Source organism: Bifidobacterium sp. LH_491, from assembly GCF_056356495.1.
In genome coordinates, this window is record NZ_JBKEUI010000001.1 from 1,027,955 (window position 1) to 1,048,999 (window position 21,045).

Here is a 21,045-nt window from a genome sequence, read left to right on the forward strand (position 1 = left end):
TCCATACGCTTCTTCGCTGCGGGCCGTCAAGACGCCCGCTTACTCATCCGCGCCGTGCGTTATCCGATAGGATAGGTACATCGAGACGCACCATATGCCAATCACGATTATGCCGGCGATACATGCGCTCAATGTCGGATAGTCGGCAATCCAGCCCATCACCAGGTCGATGCCCGAGGAAAGCGATTCCCATGCTTGCGAAAACGCCGCCAACGCCGCGATCGTTACCAGCACGCAACACGATATGATATATCCCGCCACTTTCACCGATCGAAAACGATACAACAACGGGAATGACACCGATTGCATACACACCATCACTGCGGCATATCCCACGCCCGCAACCAGGATCTGCGTCGCATTCATCGACGCATGTCCCCGCATCAACGGCGCGAAGCACCACCACTGCGCCATCACGAACAAGGCACAGCCGATACCGAACACATATCGGGCGAGCACTCGTTGCCCGCGCGTCGCAGGCACCACACCGTTCATCCAGCGATGTCCGCCCGTGACTTCATACACGAAGAGGTTCAGCGGCAACACCATCCACCATCCCAGCAACATACCGGCCAAAGCTCCTGACATCGCGGCAGGCTCCCCCATCCACGATATCGCCACCAGCAGCAATGGCACGGCAACGATGATGCCGACCATCAATCCGGCGCCGCGCGTCATGGAACGATATATGTCCACGCGCAGCATCTGCCATACGCTCCACCACATTCCGTGCATGTCATTCGCCGTAGATTGACGCCCGTCCACGAGGGCGACGCCCGTGCCGCCTACCTCACGTTCCATGCTATGCATCATCCACGCTCCTTGTCCGTCATCCGCATGATGTCATCGATACGTGCAGGTTCCACCACCATGGCACCGACCTGCATCTGCCGCAATCGGTCGGTGCGCACCAGCGCTTCGAAGCCCACGGCATGCCGCCGCGCCCCCTCAGCAAACGCCGACACCATGTCCCATTGCTCAGGCCCGCCTTTGACCACACGGAACATATCTTCCAGTTCGTCCTTGGCGCCGCTGTAGTACACCGTGCCATCCAGTATGTAGGTGAGGAAATCCGCAGCATGTTCCAGATCGTCGGTGATATGTGTGCTCAACAACACACTGGCCTCACGCTGCTGCAGATAGTCCCGCAAGCTGTCTATAAGCTCGTCGCGCGAGCGCACATCCAATCCACTGGTAGGCTCATCCAGGATCAACAGTCGCGCCTCATGACTGAGCGCCACGGCCAACATGAGCTTCATCTGCATGCCGCGGGACAACGATTTGATACGCTGCGCCATGCAACCGTCCAGCCCGAACTGACGCAGGTACGCCTCATAGCGGCGGTGGTCCCACCGCGGATACATGGGTGCCATCAGTCGTTCGACATGCCGAACCCGCCATTCCTCAAGGAAATAGCTGACATCGAACACCACACCCAATTCCGTCTTGATCATGCGTTCACGCGCCTGCTTATCGGCACCAAGTATGGCAATGGTACCCGAATCAGGTTCGATGGCATTGAGGATAAGCTTGATCACCGTAGATTTGCCGGCACCATTGGGGCCGATCAATCCCATGATGTAGCCCATCGGCAAATCGAACGTCACATCATGCAAGGTAAAATCATCGTCATACCGTTTACACAACCCTGTTACCGACAACGCCATGGACGTCGCCTCCGTCGTAATGGTCATGAGAGCTCCTTGGTCTGCATCTCATCGAGCAACGCATGCAATTGATTCGGTTGGATCCCGCCTTCGCGCGCCGCCACGCATGCCTCGCGCAACGCAGCGCGCACCTTCATCATGCACTGCTCGCGCATGATGTCGGCCCCACGCTCCGCGACGAAGCTTCCCCTGCCCTGCACATTTCGCACCACACCCTCTTGCGCCAACTCGGTGTATGCACGGGTGACGGTGAGTACGGATACCCGCAGTTCCTTGGCAAGCGTTCGCAACGACGGCAACGCGTCTCCGGCAGCGAGCTGCCCGGCGCCGACGGCCTCACGAATCTGTCGCTTGATTTGCTCGTATATGGGTTCGCCGGACACGGACGAAATGATCAGCTTCATGCACATGTCCCTTTCCGATAGTCGCTAGCGTGACAGCGCAGCGCAATGCCATGCCGACAGCGCGCAACTGTTTAACTGTCATATATAACACTACAACATATTAATCAACTGTGCAACACGACACTATAACAGTTGGAAAATCGTTATCTGGGAACTCGCACACCACCCATGCATCACCAACTGCGCCATGGGCGCAGATACCACGTCGACTTGTCGACCATGCGACCGCACGAGAAGTAACTACAGCACCGTGGGAGCGTTGGAAAAATCAAACAGCACGCCGTCGGCGATCGCGCAGATCTCATCCCAATCGCCATCCGACGAATCGTCGTGCATCGCCCATACCGACATACCCACCGACTTCGCCGCGCGAATACCCGCCAAAACGTCCTCGAACACCGTGCAGTCAGCCGGCGCCACACCCAGCCGCTCGGCCGCCAACAGGTACACATCCGGCGAGTCCTTGCCCGAATCGCCGGCCTCATCCACGCTGCACATCACCTCGAAGAACGGCAACAGTCCGGCCTTGCGCAACGCAGCATCGCGCAAGTCGGCCGGCAATGACGTCGCCACCGCCAGACGAGCCCCCGAATCATACAAGCGCTTGACATACTCGCAGGCAAACGGCTTGGGTTCCACGGTCGTGGTGTACGCCGTGTGAGCCATCCTGCTCCATTGCGCCATGAGCTCTTCGGGCGTGTCGTCAAGCCGGAACCGTTCGATGGTGTATTCGGCGATCTGACGAAACGGCATGGCACATATCGCAGCCATGTAATCCTGCGGCACGCGAAAACCACGCTCATGCAAAAACACGATGTCAATCTGATCCCATACGCCCATGGAATCGAGCAACGTGCCATCCACGTCAAAAATGACGCCCTTGCCCACATTCGCCTTCATCGCCGCTCCTTCCACGAACGTCCTCACGCCGCTTTACGACGCCCATTGCCTTCCATTGCATCACACGCAAGCGCCATATGGTTGCACGACATACCCGCAACACTTCGCCAGCCACATGCCGTTACGACAACGTCGACGCGTCCAACAACTCCTGCGCGTGCTGCTTCGACGTTGCCGACACCTTGCCGGACAGCATCCTGGCAATCTCACACACCCGTTCCTCGCCACGCACTTCACGCACCGTCGTCTCCACAACGTCACCCTCGCCAAGCGACTTATCCACGACAAACTGCGCGTCGGCCCACGACGCCACCTGCGGCAAATGCGTCACCACCATCACCTGCGCCGTCTGCGCCAAGCGAGCCAAACGCCGCCCCAGCCGTTGCGCAGCCTGTCCGCCGACGCCCGCATCCACCTCATCGAAAATAAACGTCATCGCCGGCACGTCACCATCCGCGCCAGCGCCATCCCGGGCCGCCACCAATTCCAACGCCAGCATCAAACGGCTCAACTCGCCGCCCGACGCGCTTTTGCCCATTGGCAACAATCCCGCACCCGGAAACGGCGTAAACCAGAAAGACACCGTATCGCAACCATAAGCATCCAACGGCACTTCGCCGTCCTGCGGTTCGCGCTCGCTCACTTCGATACGCAGCGACGCTCCTGGCATCGACAACGCTTCCAACTCCACACCCACCGCCTGCGACAGACGACGTGCCGCCTCGTCACGCGCATGGAACAGCTCCCGCGCATCGGCCAACGCCTGCGCATACGCGTCGTCACGCTCGCGCCGTAACTGCTCCACCCGCTCCGGCGAAGCATCCAAATCCTCCAGCGCCAGCGCGGAACGCTCACGCCATGCCACCACATCACGCAACGTCGGCCCCCACCGATCGGTCAGCTCGCGCAATTCATGCAACCGGGCATTGATGGCGTCCAAATCCTCCACGCCCTCATCGTCATCCAGTTGACGGGACAGGGCGAACACCACATCCGCCACATCCGTGGCGCTGGCCTGCAACCGGTCGGCCAAGGCACCGAACACCTCATCGACGCGCACCGCACGCAAGGCGTGGGCCGCATGCTCCAACAACGACACCGCCCCCACGGCATCAACCTCCCCCGGCACCTGCGAAGGATCCAACGCCGCCAACGCCTCGGACACCGCCTGCGCGATACCGGCGGCATGTTCAATCCGATCACGGCGCACCTTCAGCTGCTCATCCTCATCCGGCTGCGGGTCGACCCGCTCGATACGCGCCAAGGCATCGCGCAAATAATCGGCCTGCTGTCGGTCGGAAGCCTGCTGGCTGGCAACCTTACGCACCCGCTCATCGGCCTGCACCAACACGCCATACGATGCGGCGTACCGTTGCGCCAGCGCATCGACACCGGCAAATCCGTCGACAAACGCACGCTGGCGGACCGGCGAAGCCAATCGCAGCTGATCGGCCTGTCCGTGAATCGTCACCAACGCGCCACCCAACGACGCCAGCACCGAGCGTGGCACCTGCCGCCCACATACCATGGCCTTCGAACGACCCGAAGCCGGCACCGTGCGCGTCAAAAACAGTTCGCCGTCTTCCGGTTCTACGCCGGCCGACTGCGCGGTACGATACGCCTCGTCATGCTCGCCCACGGCAAAAATGCCCTGCGCCCACGCCTGGCTCGCTCCGGCGGACACCCTCGCCGCATCCGAGCCATCACCACAAATAAGCTTGATGGCGCTGAGCAACATCGATTTGCCCGCACCAGTCTCGCCGGTAATCGCCGTCATGCCCACAGCGGGCGTCAACTGCGCCTGGCGGATGGGCCCCAGATGCTGCATCTGCAAGTGTTCCAACATAGCCAATCACTCCTCCGTCGACGCCAAACGCCCGCCATGCGCGCAGGCAACCTCACCCGCACCGCGTCCCTGGCTACGCGCCTGCTCACGCCATCCCATCACCGGCAAATCAAACTTCGACACCAGCCGACTGGTAAACGGCACACCCGACAATCGCGCCAAACGCAGCGTATCCTTCGACGCACGAACCTGCACCCTGGAGCCCCGCGGCAACGCCCGCTGGCGACGCCCATCGCAACAAATCCAGCCTGCGGACGTCGAGGAATCCAAAATATCCAATGTAAACGTCGAATCCGCGCCAATCACCAACGGACGGGCGAACAGCGCATGAGCCGCCAACGGCACCAACTGCAATGCCTGCACATTCGGCCAGATAATCGGCCCTCCTGCGGAAAACCCGTAGGCGGTCGAGCCTGTAGGCGTCGAGACCACCACACCATCACACCCGAAGGAACTCATTTCGACATCATCGACCCGAATCGACAGCTCCACCATCTTGCCGCGATCGGCCCGCTCCAACGTGATGTCATTCAGCGCCCAATCCTCAATCACCGGCGTGCCGTCAGGCAACCATGCATCGACATGGGCGATCATGCGCTCGTCTATCGAATAATCATGCTCCGCCACCCGCCGCATGGCCTCATTGATTTGGAAACTCTCGAACTCGGCCAAAAATCCCACATGCCCCAAGTTCACGCCAAGAATCGGCACGCTGGTGCAATGCACCAACTCCGCGGCACGCAGTATGGTGCCGTCGCCGCCGAGCACCACCACAATTTCCGTATGCTCATCCACGCGGGCGCACGACGCGCCGAATGAGGGAGCTTCGGCATTGTCGATGATACTCACATCGAGCCCGGCACGCCGCAGCTGGGACACCACCTGCGACACCACCGTGCCGGTCTGGCGCAACCGCGTATGCGTCACCACCACTGCCTTGCGTTCGCCGCACATCGTCGTCCTTCCATCAGACCTATGTATGCCGAGTTTTCCGACGTATACGTCCGCCACCCGACAGGCATTCCTCTTGCTATCCTAGCCGACGCGAACGGCATTGCCCGCTCATCAGCACGCATGGTGCGCGAAGGGCCCCCAATCACGGGGCAATGTTCACGGCAGTCCGCGCCAATTAGTATGGCGCGAATAAAAAAAGCCCGAAATCCTGCCAAAGCTGGATTCCGAGCGTATTCGTCGGGCCGGCGGGACTTGAACCCGCGACCCCTTGACCCCCAGTCAAGTGCGCTACCAAGCTGCGCTACGGCCCGAACAGTGCGAATCGCACCGAAGAGAAACTTAGCACATATCCCCCATCAAATACAAACATCGCCGTGTCGCGGACCTGCACCCCGACACGGCGAATCACTTCGTCAACCTCGTCTGACAGCTTCTTCGGCAATCTCATGTCGGCAAAGCCACAGCCACTACCGCCGTCACGGCCTTGCCTAACCTCACCGACGCTCTGATCAAACCGTCAGCGACGCTTCTTCTTCTCGCGCACATGCACGGAAATCTGAATCGGCGAACCTTCGAAACCGAATTCCTCACGCAAGGACCGCTCCAGGAAACGTCGATAGCCATGCTCCAGGAAGCCGGTCGCGAAAATCACAAAACGCGGCGGGCGGTTCGACGCCTGCGTGGCGAACAGAATACGCGGCTGTTTGCCGCCACGCACCGGATGCGGATGCGCGGCTTGGATGCGCCCCAAGAACGCATTGAGCTTGCCGGTGGGCACACGCTGATCCCACGAGACCAACGCGGCACGCATGGCATTGGCCAAACGGTTGGTATGCCAGCCGGTCTTCGCCGACAGATTCACCCGCTGCGCCCACGTCACCCGGTCGAACTCCGTCACCCACAGACGCTCCAGACGCTGCCGGTCGAACTCATCCATCAGGTCCCACTTGTTGAACACCAGCACAATGGCACGCCCCGCATCCACCGCCTGGCTCATCACCTTCAGATCCTGGTCGGAAATCGGCTGCGAGGCATCAAACAGCACCAACGCCAATTCCGCACGCTCAATGGCCGCCTGCGTGCGCAGCGACGAGTAATATTCCGCACCCGACAGCTTGTGCAACCGGCGCTTGATGCCGGCGGTATCGATGAACAGCCAATCCTCGCCGTCCACGCTCACCACCTCATCAACCGGATCGCGGGTCGTGCCGGCCAAATCATTGACCACGGTGCGTTCCTCATGCGCCAACTGGTTGAGCAACGAGGACTTGCCCACATTGGGCCGGCCCACCAACGCCACACGACGCAAATCGCTCGGCGTCAAGAACCCGGACGTCTTATCCGCCTTGCGCAACGCCTGCAACGCCACATCCAGCAAATCACCCACGCCACGGCCATGCATGGCGGAAATCGCATACGGCTGGCCCAAGCCCAATTTCCAGAACTCGGCGGCCATATATTCACCGTCACGATCATCCACCTTGTTCACCGCCAGCACCACCGGCTTGCCCGAGGCACGCAGCATCGACACGATACGCTCGTCGGTGGCGGTCATACCGACCTGGCCGTCCACCACCAACACCACGGCATCCGACAGCTGCACGGCAACCTGCGCCTGGGAGGCGATGGCCGAATCAATGCCCTCGACATCCGCTTCCCAACCGCCGGTATCGACCAGCTTGAAATCCGTGCCCGCCCATTCAGCGTCATAACTCACACGGTCGCGCGTCACACCCGGCGTATCCTCCACCACGGCGACACGGCGACCCAAAATACGATTCACCAGCGTGGACTTGCCCACATTGGGCCTGCCCACCACGGCAAGCACGCCCACCGCTTTCGAACGCGGCGCCGAAGCACGGTCCTCAAACCCCGAACCATCGATAAGCGATGCATCCTCATCCTCAAGGTCATAGCCTTCAAGATTGGCGGCATACCGCTCATATTCCTGCGTTTCGATAGCCTGTTCCACCACGGCGACCAGCATATCCAACGTATGCTCGAAATCCATGTCGGAATTATCCAGGGTCAGCACGCCGTCGGCCGCGGTCTGGAAATTGGTCACCCGCGCATCGCGACGGTCACGAGCCGCCACATCATCGGCGCCCACACCAGCCGACTGCTGACCGGCACGTCGAGCCTGACGCACCTCCTCGCGGGCCGTCATCAACACCCGCACCTCGGCATCGGGAGCCACCACCGTCGTAATATCACGGCCTTCGACCACCATGCCCATGCCATGCGAGAAGGACTCAGGAGCCGCCTCCTGCGCGATAATGGCACGCTGGGCGGCAATCAGCACGCGACGAACCGGAATCAAGCCCGACACCGCAGAGACATGCGACGACACGTCGGCACTGCGCAGCTGCTCACTGATATCCTCGCCGTCGCAACGCACCGCCGGATCGTCCGGGTCGACGACAAACTCGGCATGACCATCGGTAAAGAACGACGCCACCGTTTCGGTGACCACACGCTCATCCAACGCATCGGCATCCAAATCAATGCCCTGGCGCAAACACCACCAGGCACACGCCCGATACATCGCGCCAGTATCCAAATAGGCAAAACCAAAATATTTTGCCAATGCCTTGGACGTGGACGACTTGCCCACTCCGGCCGGCCCATCAATCGCAACGCGAATCACAAGCCCACCTCCTTTTGCAGCGAACGAATCTCCACCTGTGACAACACACGGTAGGAGCCCGGCTTCAAATCACCCAGCTTGATCGGACCGACCTGCGTACGCACCAGGCGACGCACCGGGAAACCCACCGCGCCGAAAATACGGCGCACAATGCGGTTCTTGCCCGAATGCAACACCACCTTGACCAGCGTCGTCTCGCGGTTCGCATCCAAAATCGCACAATGGTCCAACTTGATCCAGCCATCGTCCAACTGCACGCCCTGACGCACCAAACGACGGCACACCGTGCCGCTGATACGCCCATCCAACGTGGCGATATAGGTTTTGGCGACCTCGTACTTCGGGTGCATGACATGCTGGCTCAACTCGCCGTCATTCGTCATCAAAATCAAGCCCTCGGAATCATAATCCAAGCGACCCATATGGAAAATGCGCTCGTACTTGTCGCCCACGATATCGCGCAGCGTGTACCGGCCCTTGGGATCGTCCATCGTACTGAGCACACGCTTGGGCTTGTTCAGCGCCAGCGTAACGTGATTGGGGTTCAGCCGAACCCTGGAACCGTCGACGCGCACCTGCTGGCGCTTGGGATCGACTCGGGAACCCAGCTCGGTGACCAACTCGCCGTCCACCTCGACGCGTCCGTCCACAATAATCTGCTCACATTTGCGGCGCGAACCAAAACCGGCCTGCGCCAACAGCTTCTGTAGGCGAATGGTGTTGTCATCATCATGAAACGCCTTGGCGGCGCGTGCATATTCGTGTGGCATCGTTCTCCCAACGTGACCTAGAACTCATGGTGTATCAACTTGCACACCCCGGCTGACGTCCATCAAACCGAGGCGATTCGTGATTTTGTACAGAAATTCTGACAAAATACTGGCGGTTCCATCATACCCTACCCCCCGTCTACTGGTACTATGGCACTCGTCCGACGGGCACGGCCCGCAGCCAATCATGGTAAAGGAAACAAGACATGACCGACGTCATAGAACAGGCACGCTGTGCCGAAACCACCAAGAATCAGCCCATGCCGCTACGTGTGGGCGCGGAATTGGTGTCCACCTTCCTGGTGTGCACTGCCATTTATCTGACCTATAGCATCGGTTCGGTGCTGTACGGCGTCAACATGGCTTACGTGCCGCTCGTAACGGGACTTATCTACGCGGCCGCCGCCGTGGTATTCGGTCGTATTTGCGGCGCTCACTGCAATCCGGCGGTTACCATCGCCGCAATGCTGGTGTCGAAGACCCGCGTCATCGACGGCGTGCTCTACATCGTGGCGCAAGTCATTGGCGGCATCGGTGCCGGGTTCCTCGTGCGCTTCCTGCTGCCCACCTCCGAAACCGTCAAAACCAGCCTGTGGTTTACCCCGGTGGTCAATGGCTTTGAAAGCGGATCTGTTTCCAACGCCACGCTGTCTTCGGCCAGCATCACCTTCAGCGTCACCATCGCCATTGCCGTTGAGCTTATCGCCGGCATCATCATCGTGGGCGCCGCCATGCGTTCGCTGAATGCCCAAGGCACCGCTACCCGCGGACACGCTCTTGCCATGGGCTTGGCCTACGGCATGGGCGCGGCCATGACGTATCCGGTGACCGGCGCGGCCCTGAACCCCGTGCGTTCCACCGGCATCGCCATCGCCGCGCAGAATGTCGGTCTGACGCAGCAACCGCTGCAGCAGCTGTGGGTGTTCTGGATTTGCCCGGTGCTGGCCGCCGCCATCGTGGCACTGGTCATGATCGTCGCGCAAATGCTCGGCGCTCCCAAGTCCTCCGAACAGGAACCGACATTCCCCGAATTCGTCATGCAGGACGCGAATGAGGAAATCGTTATCACCGAAACTGTTCAGGAAACTGAGCAAGTCCAGGCGGGCGAAGCGGATGACGCTGCGCCGTTCAGCTCACAGGAGCAGCCAAATGCTCAGGTCGAGGGCTATCAGACCGAAGCCCAAGCCGATACCGATGAAGGCATCGAACGCCACTGAGCGCACTTGCCAAGGGCTACGATCGCGCAAGAACAAGCGCATGAGTCCGGTAACTATGGCCGTCACAGCGATAATCACTGTGGCGGCCGTTGTATATCCAAATGTCGCCACAATACCCGCCAACAGCACCACCGCGGCCACCACCCACAAACACCATGTCGAACCCTCGTACAACGGATTCGCCACCTCTTGGTTCGATGCCGTTGCCTGCACATTCGCAGATGCGGCGCGCGTCATAGACTCGTTACCGACCGGACGATACCCCGTGTCATCGTCGCCAGCAGTATCGCCATTGTATGATGTGCGGTCCATAACAGCTCCCCTACGTTCCTTCCAGATGCAACAGTTGGCTATATCCGAGCATACGTCATAGGCCATATGACGGTGTGTGCCCCGCCGTAGCGTTGCCAATTAAAAAGCCGGCTAACCTACCGGAGCAGTAGGTTGTGCCGGCCTCGCACCGATGACCATGCCAATGAACGACAGCCCATCAGTTATGCATCATCGTATATCAGTGGAAGAAGTGACGTGTGCCGGTCACATACATGGTGACGCCAGCCTGCCGCGCCGCCTCAAACACTTCCTCGTCACGAATCGAACCGCCCGGCTGCACGATGGCACGCACACCGGCATCGATCAGATACTGTGCGCCATCGGCGAATGGGAAGAACGCATCGGAGGCAGCCACCGAACCGCGGGCGCGTTCTCCATCTCCCAGCGTATTGGCGCGCTCCACCGCCAGATGGCAGGAATCCACACGATTGACCTGACCCATACCGATACCGACGGTAGCCTGATCATGAGCCAGCAAAATCGCATTGGACTTTACGCAGCGAATCGCACGCCACGCGAACACCAAATCACGCAAGGTCGCCTCATCGGCCGCTTCTCCCGACACCAAACTCCACGCCTGCGGATCGTCACCGCACGCGTCCACCGCATCGATGGACTGCGCCAACAGTCCGCCGTCGATCTGACGCAACTGCACGTGCTGCATCGGCGGCTCGGCCACACGCAGGATACGCAGATTCTTCTTCTTGGTTTGCAGCAGCTCCAACGCCTGCGGCTCATAATCGGGCGCGACAATCACTTCCGTGAAAATTGGCTGCACGCTTTGCGCCATCTCCAACGTCACGGTCGTATTGGCGGCGATCACACCGCCATAGGCGCTCATCGGATCGCAGGCATGCGCCTTGCGATGCGCCTGCGCCACGGTTTGTCCAATGGCCAGGCCGCACGGATTGTTGTGCTTGACCACCGCGACGGCAATCTGCGGCGCCACATCCCACACCGCACGCCAAGCCGCGTCCGCATCCACATAATTGTTATAGCTCATGGGTTTGCCGCCCAACTGTTCGGCGTGCGCAAAGCCACCGCGATGCAACGGGTCGAGATACAGCGCGGCAGTTTGATGCGGATTTTCGCCATAACGCAGCACCGACGCAATATCCCACGTCTTCGTCAATGTCGAAGCAAAGACCTGCGCCTGATCCGGAGCGTCATCCTGCTCGCCGGCCTGCACCGTGTCGGGCTTGGGCCATTGGCGTGCCGTCCATTCACTAATGGTGGCGTCATATGCGGCGGTATGCGCGAAAGCTTTGGCTGCCAGCCAACGACGCTCTTCGAGGCTGAAACCCGAACCATCCGCCACACGCTGTGCCACCAACGCGTAATCCTGCGGGTCGGTAACGATGGCCACCGTAGCGCTGTTCTTGGCGGCACCACGCACCATCGAGGGACCGCCGATATCGATTTTCTCGATAGTCGCTTCCTCGTCGGCGCCCGAACGCACGGTGTCCGCAAACGGGTACAGGTTCACCACCACCAAATCGAATGGCTCGATTTGCAGCTCGCGTAATTGGGCAACATGCTCATCGTTCGTCATATCCGCCAAAATTCCGGCATGAATATGCGGATCCAGGGTCTTGACACGGCCATCGAGACTCTCGGGGAAACCGGTAACCTGCGAGACCTCTGTGACGTTGACGCCCATCGACGCCAATGTCTTTGCCGTAGAACCCGTAGACACGACCTGCGTGCCCGCCTTGACGAATGCCTGCGCCAGCACATCCAGTCCCTCCTTATGGAAGACTGAAACCAGCGCCCTATGAATCGGTCGGTTCGTGGTGGTCACCCTGTTCCTCCTTTTGCGTGTGTGGCTCTTGCCGGGACTGCGGTACAGCAGTCCCGCTGTGGGCCGATTCCTGTTCGGAAATCTGTGTCGCCGACGTCTGGTTGGCGTCATTGTCGGCAGTTGAATCGCCATCATCAGTGGATGGAGTCACACCCCGAACGCGCATCGCACACCACCGAATGGCGAAAATGGCCGCTACCCCCACTACTGCCACCAACCAAGCGCACAACAATCCCAATGCGGTAGGCCGGCCTGTGGACTGCGCCGCAGCGACGATATCGACGCCCACATCCGCCAGCCGATGCTCCCCCAACGAACCATTCGACAGCGCATACACCGCCGTAGAACACACGGCAACAATGCCGCTGGTCAGGCAGAACGCCCCGGCGGTGCAGACCATGCACACCACCAGTTCCATGGTGTTGGGCCGTTCGTTGGCTTGCGAAACACGCAACGCCATGCCTTTGGACCATACGATGGACACAAGGCCGGCAACGCAGCCAACGACCACCGGAATCGACAGCACCATCATACGTACAAGCTCATTGTCGACTGGTGCCGGCAGCAATCCAAATACCGGCAAGGGCGGCAAATCGCTAGCCTGCCCCGACCACAGCGTACACGTCGCCAATTGTCCGATATGAAAGCCCGCCCCGAACAGCCAGGACACCGCCCAAATCACCACGTTGGGCAGCCAAGCCAATGCCGCAATCGATGTGAACACACGCGAACCGACATGCATACCTGACAGTACGAACAGTTTGCCCACGGTTTCATACCCCAGCGCTATCCACGCGATCACCGTAAGCAAACCGACACACACATACACCCCCAGCACGACCCATGCCAGATGCATACCCACCGCCAGCACATGCCGCACGTCCTCACGCACATATCGCATCCATCGGGCACGCACCATAGTCATCAGCGACGAACCAGGCAACGCCGCCCAAGCAAAGCCAATGCTGAATACCAATGCTGACTTGAGCACCGCCATCCAAGCCGTGTCCACCAAGCCAACGGATACACCGTTGATAAACGCGAGGTTCATCACCATCCACAACAGCACGCCGGATCCATACGCCCATCCCTGCACGCACAATTTGCGGGCAAATTGCCGAATCACAGCGATCAGTAACAGCGTCAACAGCAGCGGCATGATGGTTACCGTCACCGACGTGGTGTGAAAGCCCACGCCCTGGCTCAGCAACACTACGGTTTCCGTGAGGGGCACAGCCGCCGCGGACAGATCGCCTCCGCCTTCTTCCATACCGATAACCAGCAGCATCAGCGCCATGAATCCGCCGAGCGCAATGGCATACGTGGCCATGGCACTAAGCGAGGTCAGCAAACCAAGTGCTATGGCACGTAGGCAACGCATACTTTACCGCCCCAATTCGTTGAGCACTCGACGCGCCAGCTTCGCGGTTTGCGCAGGACTACGCCCCACGGCAATGCCAACCGCTTCCAATGCCTCCTGCTTGTCCAGTGCGGTTCCCTTACCACCCGATACGATGGCTCCGGCATGACCCATCTGCTTGCCCTCGGGTGCGGTAAACCCTGCAATATATGCCACAATCGGCTTGGTCATATGTTCGCTCGCCCACACGGCCGCTTCTTGTTCGGCACTGCCACCAATTTCGCCGATCAACACCACGGCGGCAGTGTTCTCGTCCCGTTCGAATTCTTCCAATGCCTCCTGCAGCGTAGTGCCGACGATAGGGTCTCCCCCAACGCCCAGGCAAGCCGTGAACCCAATGTCACTTAACTCACTCATCAGCTGATAGGTCAACGTGCCCGATTTCGACACCAATCCCAACGGGCCGCGAGCCACCATACCATCGGGGATAATACCCAAGTTGCAGCCCGACAGTCCAGCATCCGCGCCCAGCGTCATCAATCCAGGACAGTTCGGCCCCACAATGCGCACGCCCTTGCTACGCGCCAATGCCACCACATACGCGGTATCAGCAACCGGAATACCCTCGGTAATGACCACGATAAGCGACAGTCCCGCCTCAATAGCCTCGATAATGGCATCCTTGGCGAAACGCGGCGGCACGAACACTACGCTGGCCACGGCACCGGTACTGTGCACCGCCTCCTGGCACGTAGCGTATACAGGAATATCGCGGTTCGTGCCATCGTCCAGCGTCATGGGCACCTGCGTGCCCGCCTTACGCGGATTGACACCACCGACGATATTCGTGCCTGCGTTAAGCATTCGCACTGTATGCGTCATACCTTGATGTCCGGTCATGCCCTGAACAATAACCGGTGCGCCATCTTCGATGAATGTGGTCATGAACAGGCTCCCTCTCAGATTGATTCGTTGGCAAGCTCGACCGCACGTCGCGACGCTTCATCCATCGACTGCGCGACATGAATGTTGGGGTGGTTGGACTGATGCAGCACGGCATGGCCTTGCTCGCAGGCGTTGCCATCAAAGCGCACCACCAACGGCTTCATCATCGGCATATCGTTGCAGGCTTCGAGAATGCCCAACGCAACCTGCTCACAGGAGGTGATGCCGCCATACACATTGATCAACACACTTTTGACCTGTGGGTCGCTCAGCACGATCTCCAAGCTGTCCTTCATCACCTCGGACCGGGCTCCGCCACCGATATCCAAGAAGTTCGCTGGAGCGATCGGCACACCTTGTTCCCTCGCAGCGTCCGCCACGCTATCCAGCGAGCTCATCACCAGCCCAGCGCCGTTGCCAATTACACCGACCTCACCATGCAGGCGCACATAATGCAGACCGCAGTCGCGGGCACGCTGCTCCAAGGGGTCGCCGTTCATCTGGTCAACAAAACGCTGCCACCCATCATGGCGAAATGCCGCATTATCATCCAACGAAATCTTGGCGTCCAAAGCGCATAGGCTCTTGGAGGATTCGTCGTCGGGATCGCCCACTTTAGCCAAAGGGTTAATCTCCACCAACGTGGCGTCATTATGTTGGAAACAACGCCACATACCCAGCAAAATGTCAGCAGCCTGTTCCACATCCGCATGGTAGAATCCGATGGCCTGTGCCATGCGCAACGCGGCATCCCGGTCAAAATCTTCCAAGGGGTTGATATGCAGTCGCTTGACGGATTGCGGATCGTCATGCACAATCTGCTCAACCTCCGTACCGCCATTAACCGCCGCCAGTACATCGAAATCACGCGACGTGCGGTCAACAGAAATAGATACGTAGTATTCATGCAGCACATTCTTGGCTTGCGCAACCAACACGCCACTGACCTTATGGCCGCCAATGGTCATGGGCAGAATTTCTTCCGACGCCAAAATGGCTTCGTCCAACGTATGCACAATCTTGACGCCGCCTGACTGACCGCGATGCCCGATTTTTACCTGCGCCTTAATCACACAAGGAAAGCCAAGTTCCTGAGCCGCTTGCGCCACTTCATGGGAATTCTGCGCAAATATGGCATTGGGGGTGGCGATACCTTGCTCATCAAGCAGCTCACGTGCCTGATACTCATACAAATCCATGGACCACTCTCCTTACCTGACGAAGGTAATGACTCAGACCAAGAGGTGCGGTTAGGCCGGCATGCTGACCAAAGAGCTGGTGGGAATATCACCGATTTTGGACAATCCATTCAGGCCAATCAGTTCCATGACGAAACTGCACCCAACCACAACGCCGCCGCACTTGTTAATCAGCTTAGCCGCAGCCTCTACTGTGCCACCGGTAGCGATCAAGTCGTCGACGATTAGCACTCGCTGACCTTCATGCACCACATCACGCTCCACCTCGATGCACGCTTCGCCGTATTCCAATGTATACTGCTCGCTTACCGTGGGAGGCGGCAGTTTACCCGCCTTGCGCACCGCGACGAATCCCTTGCCCAGCTGCGCAGCCAACGCCGGACCGAACAGGAAACCCCTAGCTTCCAAGCCAGCCACCACATCGAAATCATCTACGGACACCGGCAATGCACGGGTCAAGGCATCAAGCATGATGCGCAAACCTTTGCCGTCAGCCAGCACCGGCATAAAATCTCGAAACAGGATACCGTCTTTAGGGAATCCCGGAATCGAGCGAATCAACGACAGCAGATACTGGGCATCATCGTTGCTAACAACATCAAGACGTTTGATTTGGATATCGGTTGAAGTCATGACTTCGCTTTCTACCGGCGCAATCCATTACTGCCATCAATTACCGACGTTCGGTCTGTGCCTCGGCACCATCCTGTGCTTCAGCGGACGCACCGTGCTCCTCTTGGCTGGAAGCTTGCTCAGCGTCCTCGCTCTCTTCAGTGATTTGGACGATGGGGTTGCCCTCCTCGTCCACTTCATCGTCATGTACAAAAGCCGGACGCACGTATTCGCGGTTGATGGCGTTGAAGCCAAAGCGCAGCAGCGAGCCTTCGGAATCCAACACGATTTCTTCGTATTCGGCGTCTACTTCCACCACTTTGCCGATAATGCCACCGATGGTGATCACCAACGTGCCAGGCTGCAGGTTCGTGCGGAAGTCCTGCTTTTCCGCCTGCTGCTTCTTCGCCTGACGGCCCTGCCACCACATCATGCCAATCATAAAGACCAACAGAACAATCAGAACAACAGGCATGGAAACTCCTTACAATTTCTCAGTGGCACAGGCGCCGTTAACTATTGACGCCAAGATAGGTATAGCTTAGAACAGCTGGCTGACATCTTCCGGGGTGCGCAAACCAAGGTGCTCCCACGCTTTCGGGGTGGCCACACGCCCTTTTGGCGTGCGAATCAGGAACCCCTCACGCACCAGATATGGCTCGCACACCGTCTCCACGGTTTCGGATTCCTCACCCACCATGGCCGCCAAGGTGTTCAGACCGACAGGACCTCCCTGGAAATGACGCACCATGGCGGTTAATACTGCAATATCAAGACGGTCAAGTCCCTCTTCGTCGATTTGATACAATGCCAAGGCCTCACACACGTCTTGCGCGTTGGCTGCCGGCAAATCATGGACGATTACCCAGTCACGCACACGACGCAACAATCGATTGGCGATACGCGGCGTGCCACGAGAACGCAGGGCCAATTGGTGCGCGGCGTCGCCCAGCAATCGGATGCCCAGCACGGCCGCCGAACGATCCACCAGCTTTTCCAATTCCACATGCGGATAGAAATCCAAGTGTGCGGTGAAGCCAAACCGCGCCCGCAACGGTGACGGCAGCATGCCCTCGCGCGTAGTGGCGCCGATGACGGTGAATCGCGGCAACGTCAGCGGAATGGAGCTCGCCCCCGGTCCTTTGCCAACCATAACATCCACGCGGAAATCCTCCATGGCAATGTAGAGCAATTCCTCGGCGGCTCTGGGAAGACGGTGAATCTCGTCGATAAACAACACTTCGCCAGCCTCCAACGAGCTCAAAATGGAAGCCAGATCACCGGCATGCTGCACCGCCGGACCTGAGGTCACCCGAATCGGCACACCCAATTCGTTGGCGACAATCATCGCTAGCGTGGTTTTACCCAAACCCGGAGGCCCGGCCAGCAAAATATGGTCTGGCGGCACATCACGCTTGCGGGCAGCGTCCAAGAACAACTGCAGCTGTGCCTTCAGCCGGGGCTGTCCGATGAAACCATCCAACACATGGGGACGCAGTTCCTCATCGCTCACGCTTTCACCGTCCACCGGCTTGGCGGACACCATCCGCAGCGATTCCTCGTTTACCACCGCATCGTTGTGCTCATACGATTCGTCCATGCGCCTACCTTCCTCGATCCAGCAACGTCAACGCATACCGCAATACCGCCGGCACATCCTGTGCGGCAATCGGCGTGGCAATATCATGCTCCTGACATGCCTGTCGTACCGCGTACTGCGCGTCCTGCTGCTTCCACCCCAAGGACATCAAGCCTTCAACCACCTGCTCGCTACCGGCATCCGCCACGCGAGTTTCGCCACCGGTATTCGAAGTCGACTGCTCCAATTGCGTGACATCAATCGAGCCTTTCAACTCCAGGATGATTTTCTGCGCGCCTTTCTTACCCAATCCTGGCGCTTTGGCCAACGCGGCGGCATCACCATCAGACACTGCCTGCGCCAACGCCTGCGATGACAGAGTGGACAGCAACGACAGCGCCACTTTCGGGCCGACGCCGCTGACCTTCTGCAATTGCGCAAACATGCGCTTCGACGCCATCGACAAGAATCCATACAGCGTGATGGCATCCTGCGATACCTGCATCGAGGCATGTACCCGCACCGTCTGCCCGGCATGAATCGCCGCCAAGTCCCCCGAGGGCATACGCACCTCATAGCCCACGCCATGCACCATGATCAGCACCGAGGCGACATCAACCGCCTCCACCGTGCCTTCCAACATTGCGATCATCGCGCCTCCAGACTAGTCGAACATCTGTTCGATAGCTTACATGCCCCTGCGGACGCCACGCTGTTTCGCCGCGCGTTGCGAGGCAGTGGCCCATTGACGCTGCGCTGCGGTTAGATGCTGTTCACGCTCACCGCCCTGCAACGCCCCCTGCGGCCGCAAGGCATGGCATATGGCAATCGCCAAGGCATCAGCGGCATCAGCGGGCTGCGGCAATGTATTGAGTGACAATATTCTGGCCACCATGCGCTCCATTTGCAACTTGTCAGCCATGCCATTGCCGGTAATCGCCATCTTCGATTCCGTCGGCGTATGCAAGGCCACCGGAATGCCGCGCTGCGCCGCCGCCAACATCGCCACGCCAGCGGCCTGGGCGGTACCCAGCACGGTATTGCGGTTGGATTGGGCAAACACCCGTTCGATGGACACCACATCCGGCACAAAGTGGTCAAGCTTCGCGCAAAGCCCGTCATAAATCTTCAGCAATCGCAAATCCTGTGACAGCTTCGGATCGGAACGCACCACATCCACGTGGATAAAGGAAAGCCGGCGCGCCGCGCCGGCTTCCACCACGCCAACCCCGCAACGTGTCAGTCCGGGGTCAACGCCAAGAACCATCACGCCGGATTACTCCTCGTCCAGCTGCGCCATGACTTCGTCCGACGCGGTCCAGTTGCTGTAGATGTTCTGCACATCGTCGAGATCGTCGAGGTTGTCGATCAGACGCGATACCTTCTGCGCGTCCTCCAGAGTCAACTCAACCTCATTCTTCGGCATCTGCACCAAGTCAGCGGAATCGTAATCGATGCCCGCATCCTGCAGCGCCTTGCGTACGGCAACCATATCGCTCGGATCGGTGACCACGGTGAACACTTCGCCGTCATCGGCCACATCCTCGGCACCGGCTTCGGCAGCCAGCTCAAACAACTTGTCGAAATCAACGCCTTCGGACGGCACCACAATCTGACCCTTGCGCTCGAAGTTGAAGCTCACGGAGCCAGTGGTGGCCAACGAACCGTTGCCCTTGGTCAGTGTGGAGCGCACGTCCGCAGCCGCACGATTGCGGTTGTCGGTCAGGCACTCAATGATCAGACCCACGCCAGCCGGAGCGTAGCCCTCATATACAATCTCCTCATAGTTGGCGCCACCGGCTTCCTCACCGGAGCCACGCTTGACCGCACGCTTGATATTGTCGGCGGGCATGGAGGCCTTCTTCGCCTTGACGATGGCGTCATACAACGTCGGATTGCCATCCGGATCACCGCCGCCCAGACGGGCTGCGATTTCGATGTTCTTAATCAGCTTGGCGAACAGCTTGCCGCGCTTGGCGTCGATGGCGGCCTTCTTATGCTTGGTGGTCGCCCACTTGGAATGCCCTGACATAATGCTCCTAGCAGGTAGTGGATACGAAACTCCATGATTGTAAGGCTCTTTCCCGACAAGTGCGCCAGACAAGCCGATACCGGCGGCACATCAACCGACGTCCGAAGCCTAATGCAGCACCTTCCAAGCATGGACGATACGCTGCACGACGGTGATGACGCCCATAACGGCCAGCACAGTCATCAGGCAGGACAACACCGCCAACGGCAATCCCAATCCGACCAACGCCATGGCGACGAGAATGAACGCCAGACGATCGGCACGGGTGGCGATGCCGACACTATTCCTCCGTCCCAATCCTTCGCACCGGGCGCGGGCATACGAGGTGACAAACGACGCCATCATCGACACCACAATGGCAATGACACCCAGCAACGCCCAGCCATCCATGCCCATCACATCATTGCCGCTCATGCCATGCACCAGCACATACCATAGCAATCCGGCATGCAACGCCCAATCGGCGATACGATCCAGCGTGGAGTCCAGAAACGCGCCGAACGGCGTACCGCCACCCTGCAAGGCAGCCACCGACCCATCCAACGAATCACACAGCACCAACAAGGTCAGCACCACCGCGCCGACAAACAATTGGTTCGTATACACCGCGAGCGCCATCGCCACCATGGTAAGCACCGTGCCCGTGACGGTAATGGCGTTGGCCCCGATATGGTGGTTGACACACCATTGCGCTAACGGACGTATGAATCGTTTCCATCCCGCTCGACAATGCTCCAACATGATTTGTTCTCCTCCGATCATCTAGCGTTGCGCTGCGT

General features: G+C 59.2%; 22 protein-coding genes and 1 tRNA gene. 1 reads left to right on the top strand and 22 read right to left on the bottom strand.

What is annotated here, in order from left to right; genetic code table 11:
- Positions 1-39: 39 nt before the first annotated feature.
- The 10 genes from AC1AWK_RS03905 to AC1AWK_RS03950 form a co-directional block, all read right to left on the bottom strand.
- Entirely contained in the window at positions 40-813 is a 774-nt protein-coding gene (locus AC1AWK_RS03905; protein WP_476568272.1) for an ABC-2 transporter permease, read from the bottom strand.
- Positions 810-1,694, bottom strand: coding sequence for an ABC transporter ATP-binding protein (locus tag AC1AWK_RS03910; protein WP_476568274.1), 885 nt, complete (start codon positions 1,692-1,694; stop codon positions 810-812). The genes AC1AWK_RS03905 and AC1AWK_RS03910 overlap by 4 nt, the downstream gene beginning before the upstream one ends.
- Positions 1,691-2,071: a GntR family transcriptional regulator gene (locus AC1AWK_RS03915; protein ID WP_476568276.1), complete on the bottom strand. Its 381-nt coding sequence runs from the start codon at positions 2,069-2,071 to the stop codon at positions 1,691-1,693. The genes AC1AWK_RS03910 and AC1AWK_RS03915 overlap by 4 nt, the downstream gene beginning before the upstream one ends.
- A gap of 240 nt (positions 2,072-2,311) precedes the next feature.
- Entirely contained in the window at positions 2,312-2,959 is a 648-nt protein-coding gene (locus AC1AWK_RS03920) for an HAD family hydrolase (protein WP_476569596.1), read from the bottom strand.
- A 133-nt stretch (positions 2,960-3,092) separates the two neighbouring features.
- Positions 3,093-4,817 carry a DNA repair protein RecN gene (gene recN, locus AC1AWK_RS03925; protein ID WP_476569598.1) on the bottom strand — a complete coding sequence of 575 codons (1,725 nt, stop codon included), beginning with the start codon at positions 4,815-4,817 and terminating at the stop codon, positions 3,093-3,095.
- 6 nt (positions 4,818-4,823) lie between these two features.
- Complete coding sequence (locus AC1AWK_RS03930) at positions 4,824-5,771, bottom strand: NAD kinase (protein WP_476568278.1); 948 nt, start codon at positions 5,769-5,771, stop codon at positions 4,824-4,826.
- A gap of 237 nt (positions 5,772-6,008) precedes the next feature.
- Positions 6,009-6,082: transfer RNA gene (locus AC1AWK_RS03935), tRNA-Pro, on the bottom strand.
- Complete coding sequence (locus AC1AWK_RS03940; RefSeq protein WP_476568280.1) at positions 6,073-6,219, bottom strand: hypothetical protein; 147 nt, start codon at positions 6,217-6,219, stop codon at positions 6,073-6,075. The genes AC1AWK_RS03935 and AC1AWK_RS03940 overlap by 10 nt, the downstream gene beginning before the upstream one ends.
- Before the next feature lie 69 nt (positions 6,220-6,288).
- Positions 6,289-8,418, bottom strand: coding sequence for a bifunctional cytidylate kinase/GTPase Der (gene der, locus AC1AWK_RS03945; protein ID WP_476568282.1), 2,130 nt, complete (start codon positions 8,416-8,418; stop codon positions 6,289-6,291).
- Positions 8,415-9,188, bottom strand: a complete 774-nt coding sequence (locus AC1AWK_RS03950) for a pseudouridine synthase (protein ID WP_476568284.1) — start codon at positions 9,186-9,188, stop codon at positions 8,415-8,417. Before AC1AWK_RS03950 ends, der begins: the two co-directional genes overlap by 4 nt.
- A 206-nt stretch (positions 9,189-9,394) precedes the next feature.
- Here AC1AWK_RS03950 and AC1AWK_RS03955 point away from each other — a divergent pair, with 206 nt between their 5' ends.
- Entirely contained in the window at positions 9,395-10,405 is a 1,011-nt protein-coding gene (locus AC1AWK_RS03955) for an MIP/aquaporin family protein (RefSeq protein ID WP_476568286.1), read from the top strand.
- On the opposite strand, the gene AC1AWK_RS03960 is transcribed toward AC1AWK_RS03955, so the two are convergent.
- The 12 genes from AC1AWK_RS03960 to AC1AWK_RS04015 all read right to left on the bottom strand — a co-directional run bounded on the left by AC1AWK_RS03960 (position 10,322) and on the right by AC1AWK_RS04015 (position 21,007).
- Positions 10,322-10,717, bottom strand: a complete 396-nt coding sequence (locus AC1AWK_RS03960) for a DUF3017 domain-containing protein (protein ID WP_476568288.1) — start codon at positions 10,715-10,717, stop codon at positions 10,322-10,324. The genes AC1AWK_RS03955 and AC1AWK_RS03960 overlap by 84 nt on opposite strands.
- A 199-nt stretch (positions 10,718-10,916) precedes the next feature.
- On the bottom strand, positions 10,917-12,539 hold the full coding sequence (gene purH / locus AC1AWK_RS03965; protein ID WP_476568290.1) for a bifunctional phosphoribosylaminoimidazolecarboxamide formyltransferase/IMP cyclohydrolase: 1,623 nt from the start codon (positions 12,537-12,539) through the stop codon (positions 10,917-10,919).
- A complete protein-coding gene (locus AC1AWK_RS03970) occupies positions 12,511-13,920 on the bottom strand; it encodes a cell division protein PerM (RefSeq protein WP_476568291.1) in 1,410 nt (469 codons plus the stop codon). The genes purH and AC1AWK_RS03970 overlap by 29 nt, the downstream gene beginning before the upstream one ends.
- Positions 13,921-13,923: 3 nt before the next feature.
- Positions 13,924-14,844 (bottom strand): succinate--CoA ligase subunit alpha, encoded by a 921-nt coding sequence (gene sucD / locus AC1AWK_RS03975; protein ID WP_476568293.1) that lies wholly within the window; start codon positions 14,842-14,844, stop codon positions 13,924-13,926.
- Positions 14,845-14,858: 14 nt separating this feature from the next.
- Positions 14,859-16,043 (bottom strand): ADP-forming succinate--CoA ligase subunit beta, encoded by a 1,185-nt coding sequence (gene sucC, locus AC1AWK_RS03980; RefSeq protein ID WP_476568295.1) that lies wholly within the window; start codon positions 16,041-16,043, stop codon positions 14,859-14,861.
- Positions 16,044-16,094: 51 nt separating this feature from the next.
- Positions 16,095-16,676, bottom strand: a complete 582-nt coding sequence (locus AC1AWK_RS03985) for an adenine phosphoribosyltransferase (protein WP_476568297.1) — start codon at positions 16,674-16,676, stop codon at positions 16,095-16,097.
- Positions 16,677-16,716: 40 nt separating this feature from the next.
- Positions 16,717-17,130 (bottom strand): preprotein translocase subunit YajC, encoded by a 414-nt coding sequence (locus AC1AWK_RS03990; protein ID WP_476568299.1) that lies wholly within the window; start codon positions 17,128-17,130, stop codon positions 16,717-16,719.
- 66 nt (positions 17,131-17,196) lie between these two features.
- Positions 17,197-18,255, bottom strand: coding sequence for a Holliday junction branch migration DNA helicase RuvB (gene ruvB, locus AC1AWK_RS03995; RefSeq protein WP_476568301.1), 1,059 nt, complete (start codon positions 18,253-18,255; stop codon positions 17,197-17,199).
- A 4-nt stretch (positions 18,256-18,259) separates the two neighbouring features.
- The gene (gene ruvA / locus AC1AWK_RS04000; RefSeq protein WP_476568303.1) at positions 18,260-18,886 is read right to left on the bottom strand and encodes a Holliday junction branch migration protein RuvA; all 627 of its coding nucleotides are present in this window, start codon (positions 18,884-18,886) and stop codon (positions 18,260-18,262) included.
- Between the two features lie 36 nt (positions 18,887-18,922).
- Entirely contained in the window at positions 18,923-19,504 is a 582-nt protein-coding gene (gene ruvC / locus AC1AWK_RS04005) for a crossover junction endodeoxyribonuclease RuvC (RefSeq protein ID WP_476568305.1), read from the bottom strand.
- A 6-nt stretch (positions 19,505-19,510) separates the two neighbouring features.
- Positions 19,511-20,266: a YebC/PmpR family DNA-binding transcriptional regulator gene (locus AC1AWK_RS04010; protein ID WP_476568307.1), complete on the bottom strand. Its 756-nt coding sequence runs from the start codon at positions 20,264-20,266 to the stop codon at positions 19,511-19,513.
- A gap of 108 nt (positions 20,267-20,374) precedes the next feature.
- On the bottom strand, positions 20,375-21,007 hold the full coding sequence (locus AC1AWK_RS04015; RefSeq protein ID WP_476568309.1) for a CDP-alcohol phosphatidyltransferase family protein: 633 nt from the start codon (positions 21,005-21,007) through the stop codon (positions 20,375-20,377).
- Positions 21,008-21,045 lie beyond the last annotated feature (38 nt).

Excerpts from the sequence above, each read along its gene's own strand:
- AC1AWK_RS03905 (WP_476568272.1), bottom strand. The coding sequence starts at position 813 with ATGATGCATAGCATGGAACGTGAGGTAGGCGGCACGGGCGTCGCCCTC.
- AC1AWK_RS03910 (WP_476568274.1), bottom strand. The coding sequence starts at position 1,694 with ATGACCATTACGACGGAGGCGACGTCCATGGCGTTGTCGGTAACAGGG.
- AC1AWK_RS03915 (WP_476568276.1), bottom strand. The coding sequence starts at position 2,071 with ATGAAGCTGATCATTTCGTCCGTGTCCGGCGAACCCATATACGAGCAA.
- recN (WP_476569598.1), bottom strand. The coding sequence starts at position 4,817 with ATGTTGGAACACTTGCAGATGCAGCATCTGGGGCCCATCCGCCAGGCG.
- AC1AWK_RS03930 (WP_476568278.1), bottom strand. The coding sequence starts at position 5,771 with ATGTGCGGCGAACGCAAGGCAGTGGTGGTGACGCATACGCGGTTGCGC.
- AC1AWK_RS03940 (WP_476568280.1), bottom strand. The coding sequence starts at position 6,219 with ATGAGATTGCCGAAGAAGCTGTCAGACGAGGTTGACGAAGTGATTCGC.
- AC1AWK_RS03950 (WP_476568284.1), bottom strand. The coding sequence starts at position 9,188 with ATGCCACACGAATATGCACGCGCCGCCAAGGCGTTTCATGATGATGAC.
- AC1AWK_RS03955 (WP_476568286.1), top strand. The coding sequence starts at position 9,395 with ATGACCGACGTCATAGAACAGGCACGCTGTGCCGAAACCACCAAGAAT.
- AC1AWK_RS03960 (WP_476568288.1), bottom strand. The coding sequence starts at position 10,717 with ATGGACCGCACATCATACAATGGCGATACTGCTGGCGACGATGACACG.
- AC1AWK_RS03970 (WP_476568291.1), bottom strand. The coding sequence starts at position 13,920 with ATGCGTTGCCTACGTGCCATAGCACTTGGTTTGCTGACCTCGCTTAGT.
- sucD (WP_476568293.1), bottom strand. The coding sequence starts at position 14,844 with ATGACCACATTCATCGAAGATGGCGCACCGGTTATTGTTCAGGGCATG.
- sucC (WP_476568295.1), bottom strand. The coding sequence starts at position 16,043 with ATGGATTTGTATGAGTATCAGGCACGTGAGCTGCTTGATGAGCAAGGT.
- AC1AWK_RS03985 (WP_476568297.1), bottom strand. The coding sequence starts at position 16,676 with ATGACTTCAACCGATATCCAAATCAAACGTCTTGATGTTGTTAGCAAC.
- AC1AWK_RS03990 (WP_476568299.1), bottom strand. The coding sequence starts at position 17,130 with ATGCCTGTTGTTCTGATTGTTCTGTTGGTCTTTATGATTGGCATGATG.
- ruvB (WP_476568301.1), bottom strand. The coding sequence starts at position 18,255 with ATGGACGAATCGTATGAGCACAACGATGCGGTGGTAAACGAGGAATCG.
- ruvA (WP_476568303.1), bottom strand. The coding sequence starts at position 18,886 with ATGATCGCAATGTTGGAAGGCACGGTGGAGGCGGTTGATGTCGCCTCG.
- AC1AWK_RS04010 (WP_476568307.1), bottom strand. The coding sequence starts at position 20,266 with ATGTCAGGGCATTCCAAGTGGGCGACCACCAAGCATAAGAAGGCCGCC.
- AC1AWK_RS04015 (WP_476568309.1), bottom strand. The coding sequence starts at position 21,007 with ATGTTGGAGCATTGTCGAGCGGGATGGAAACGATTCATACGTCCGTTA.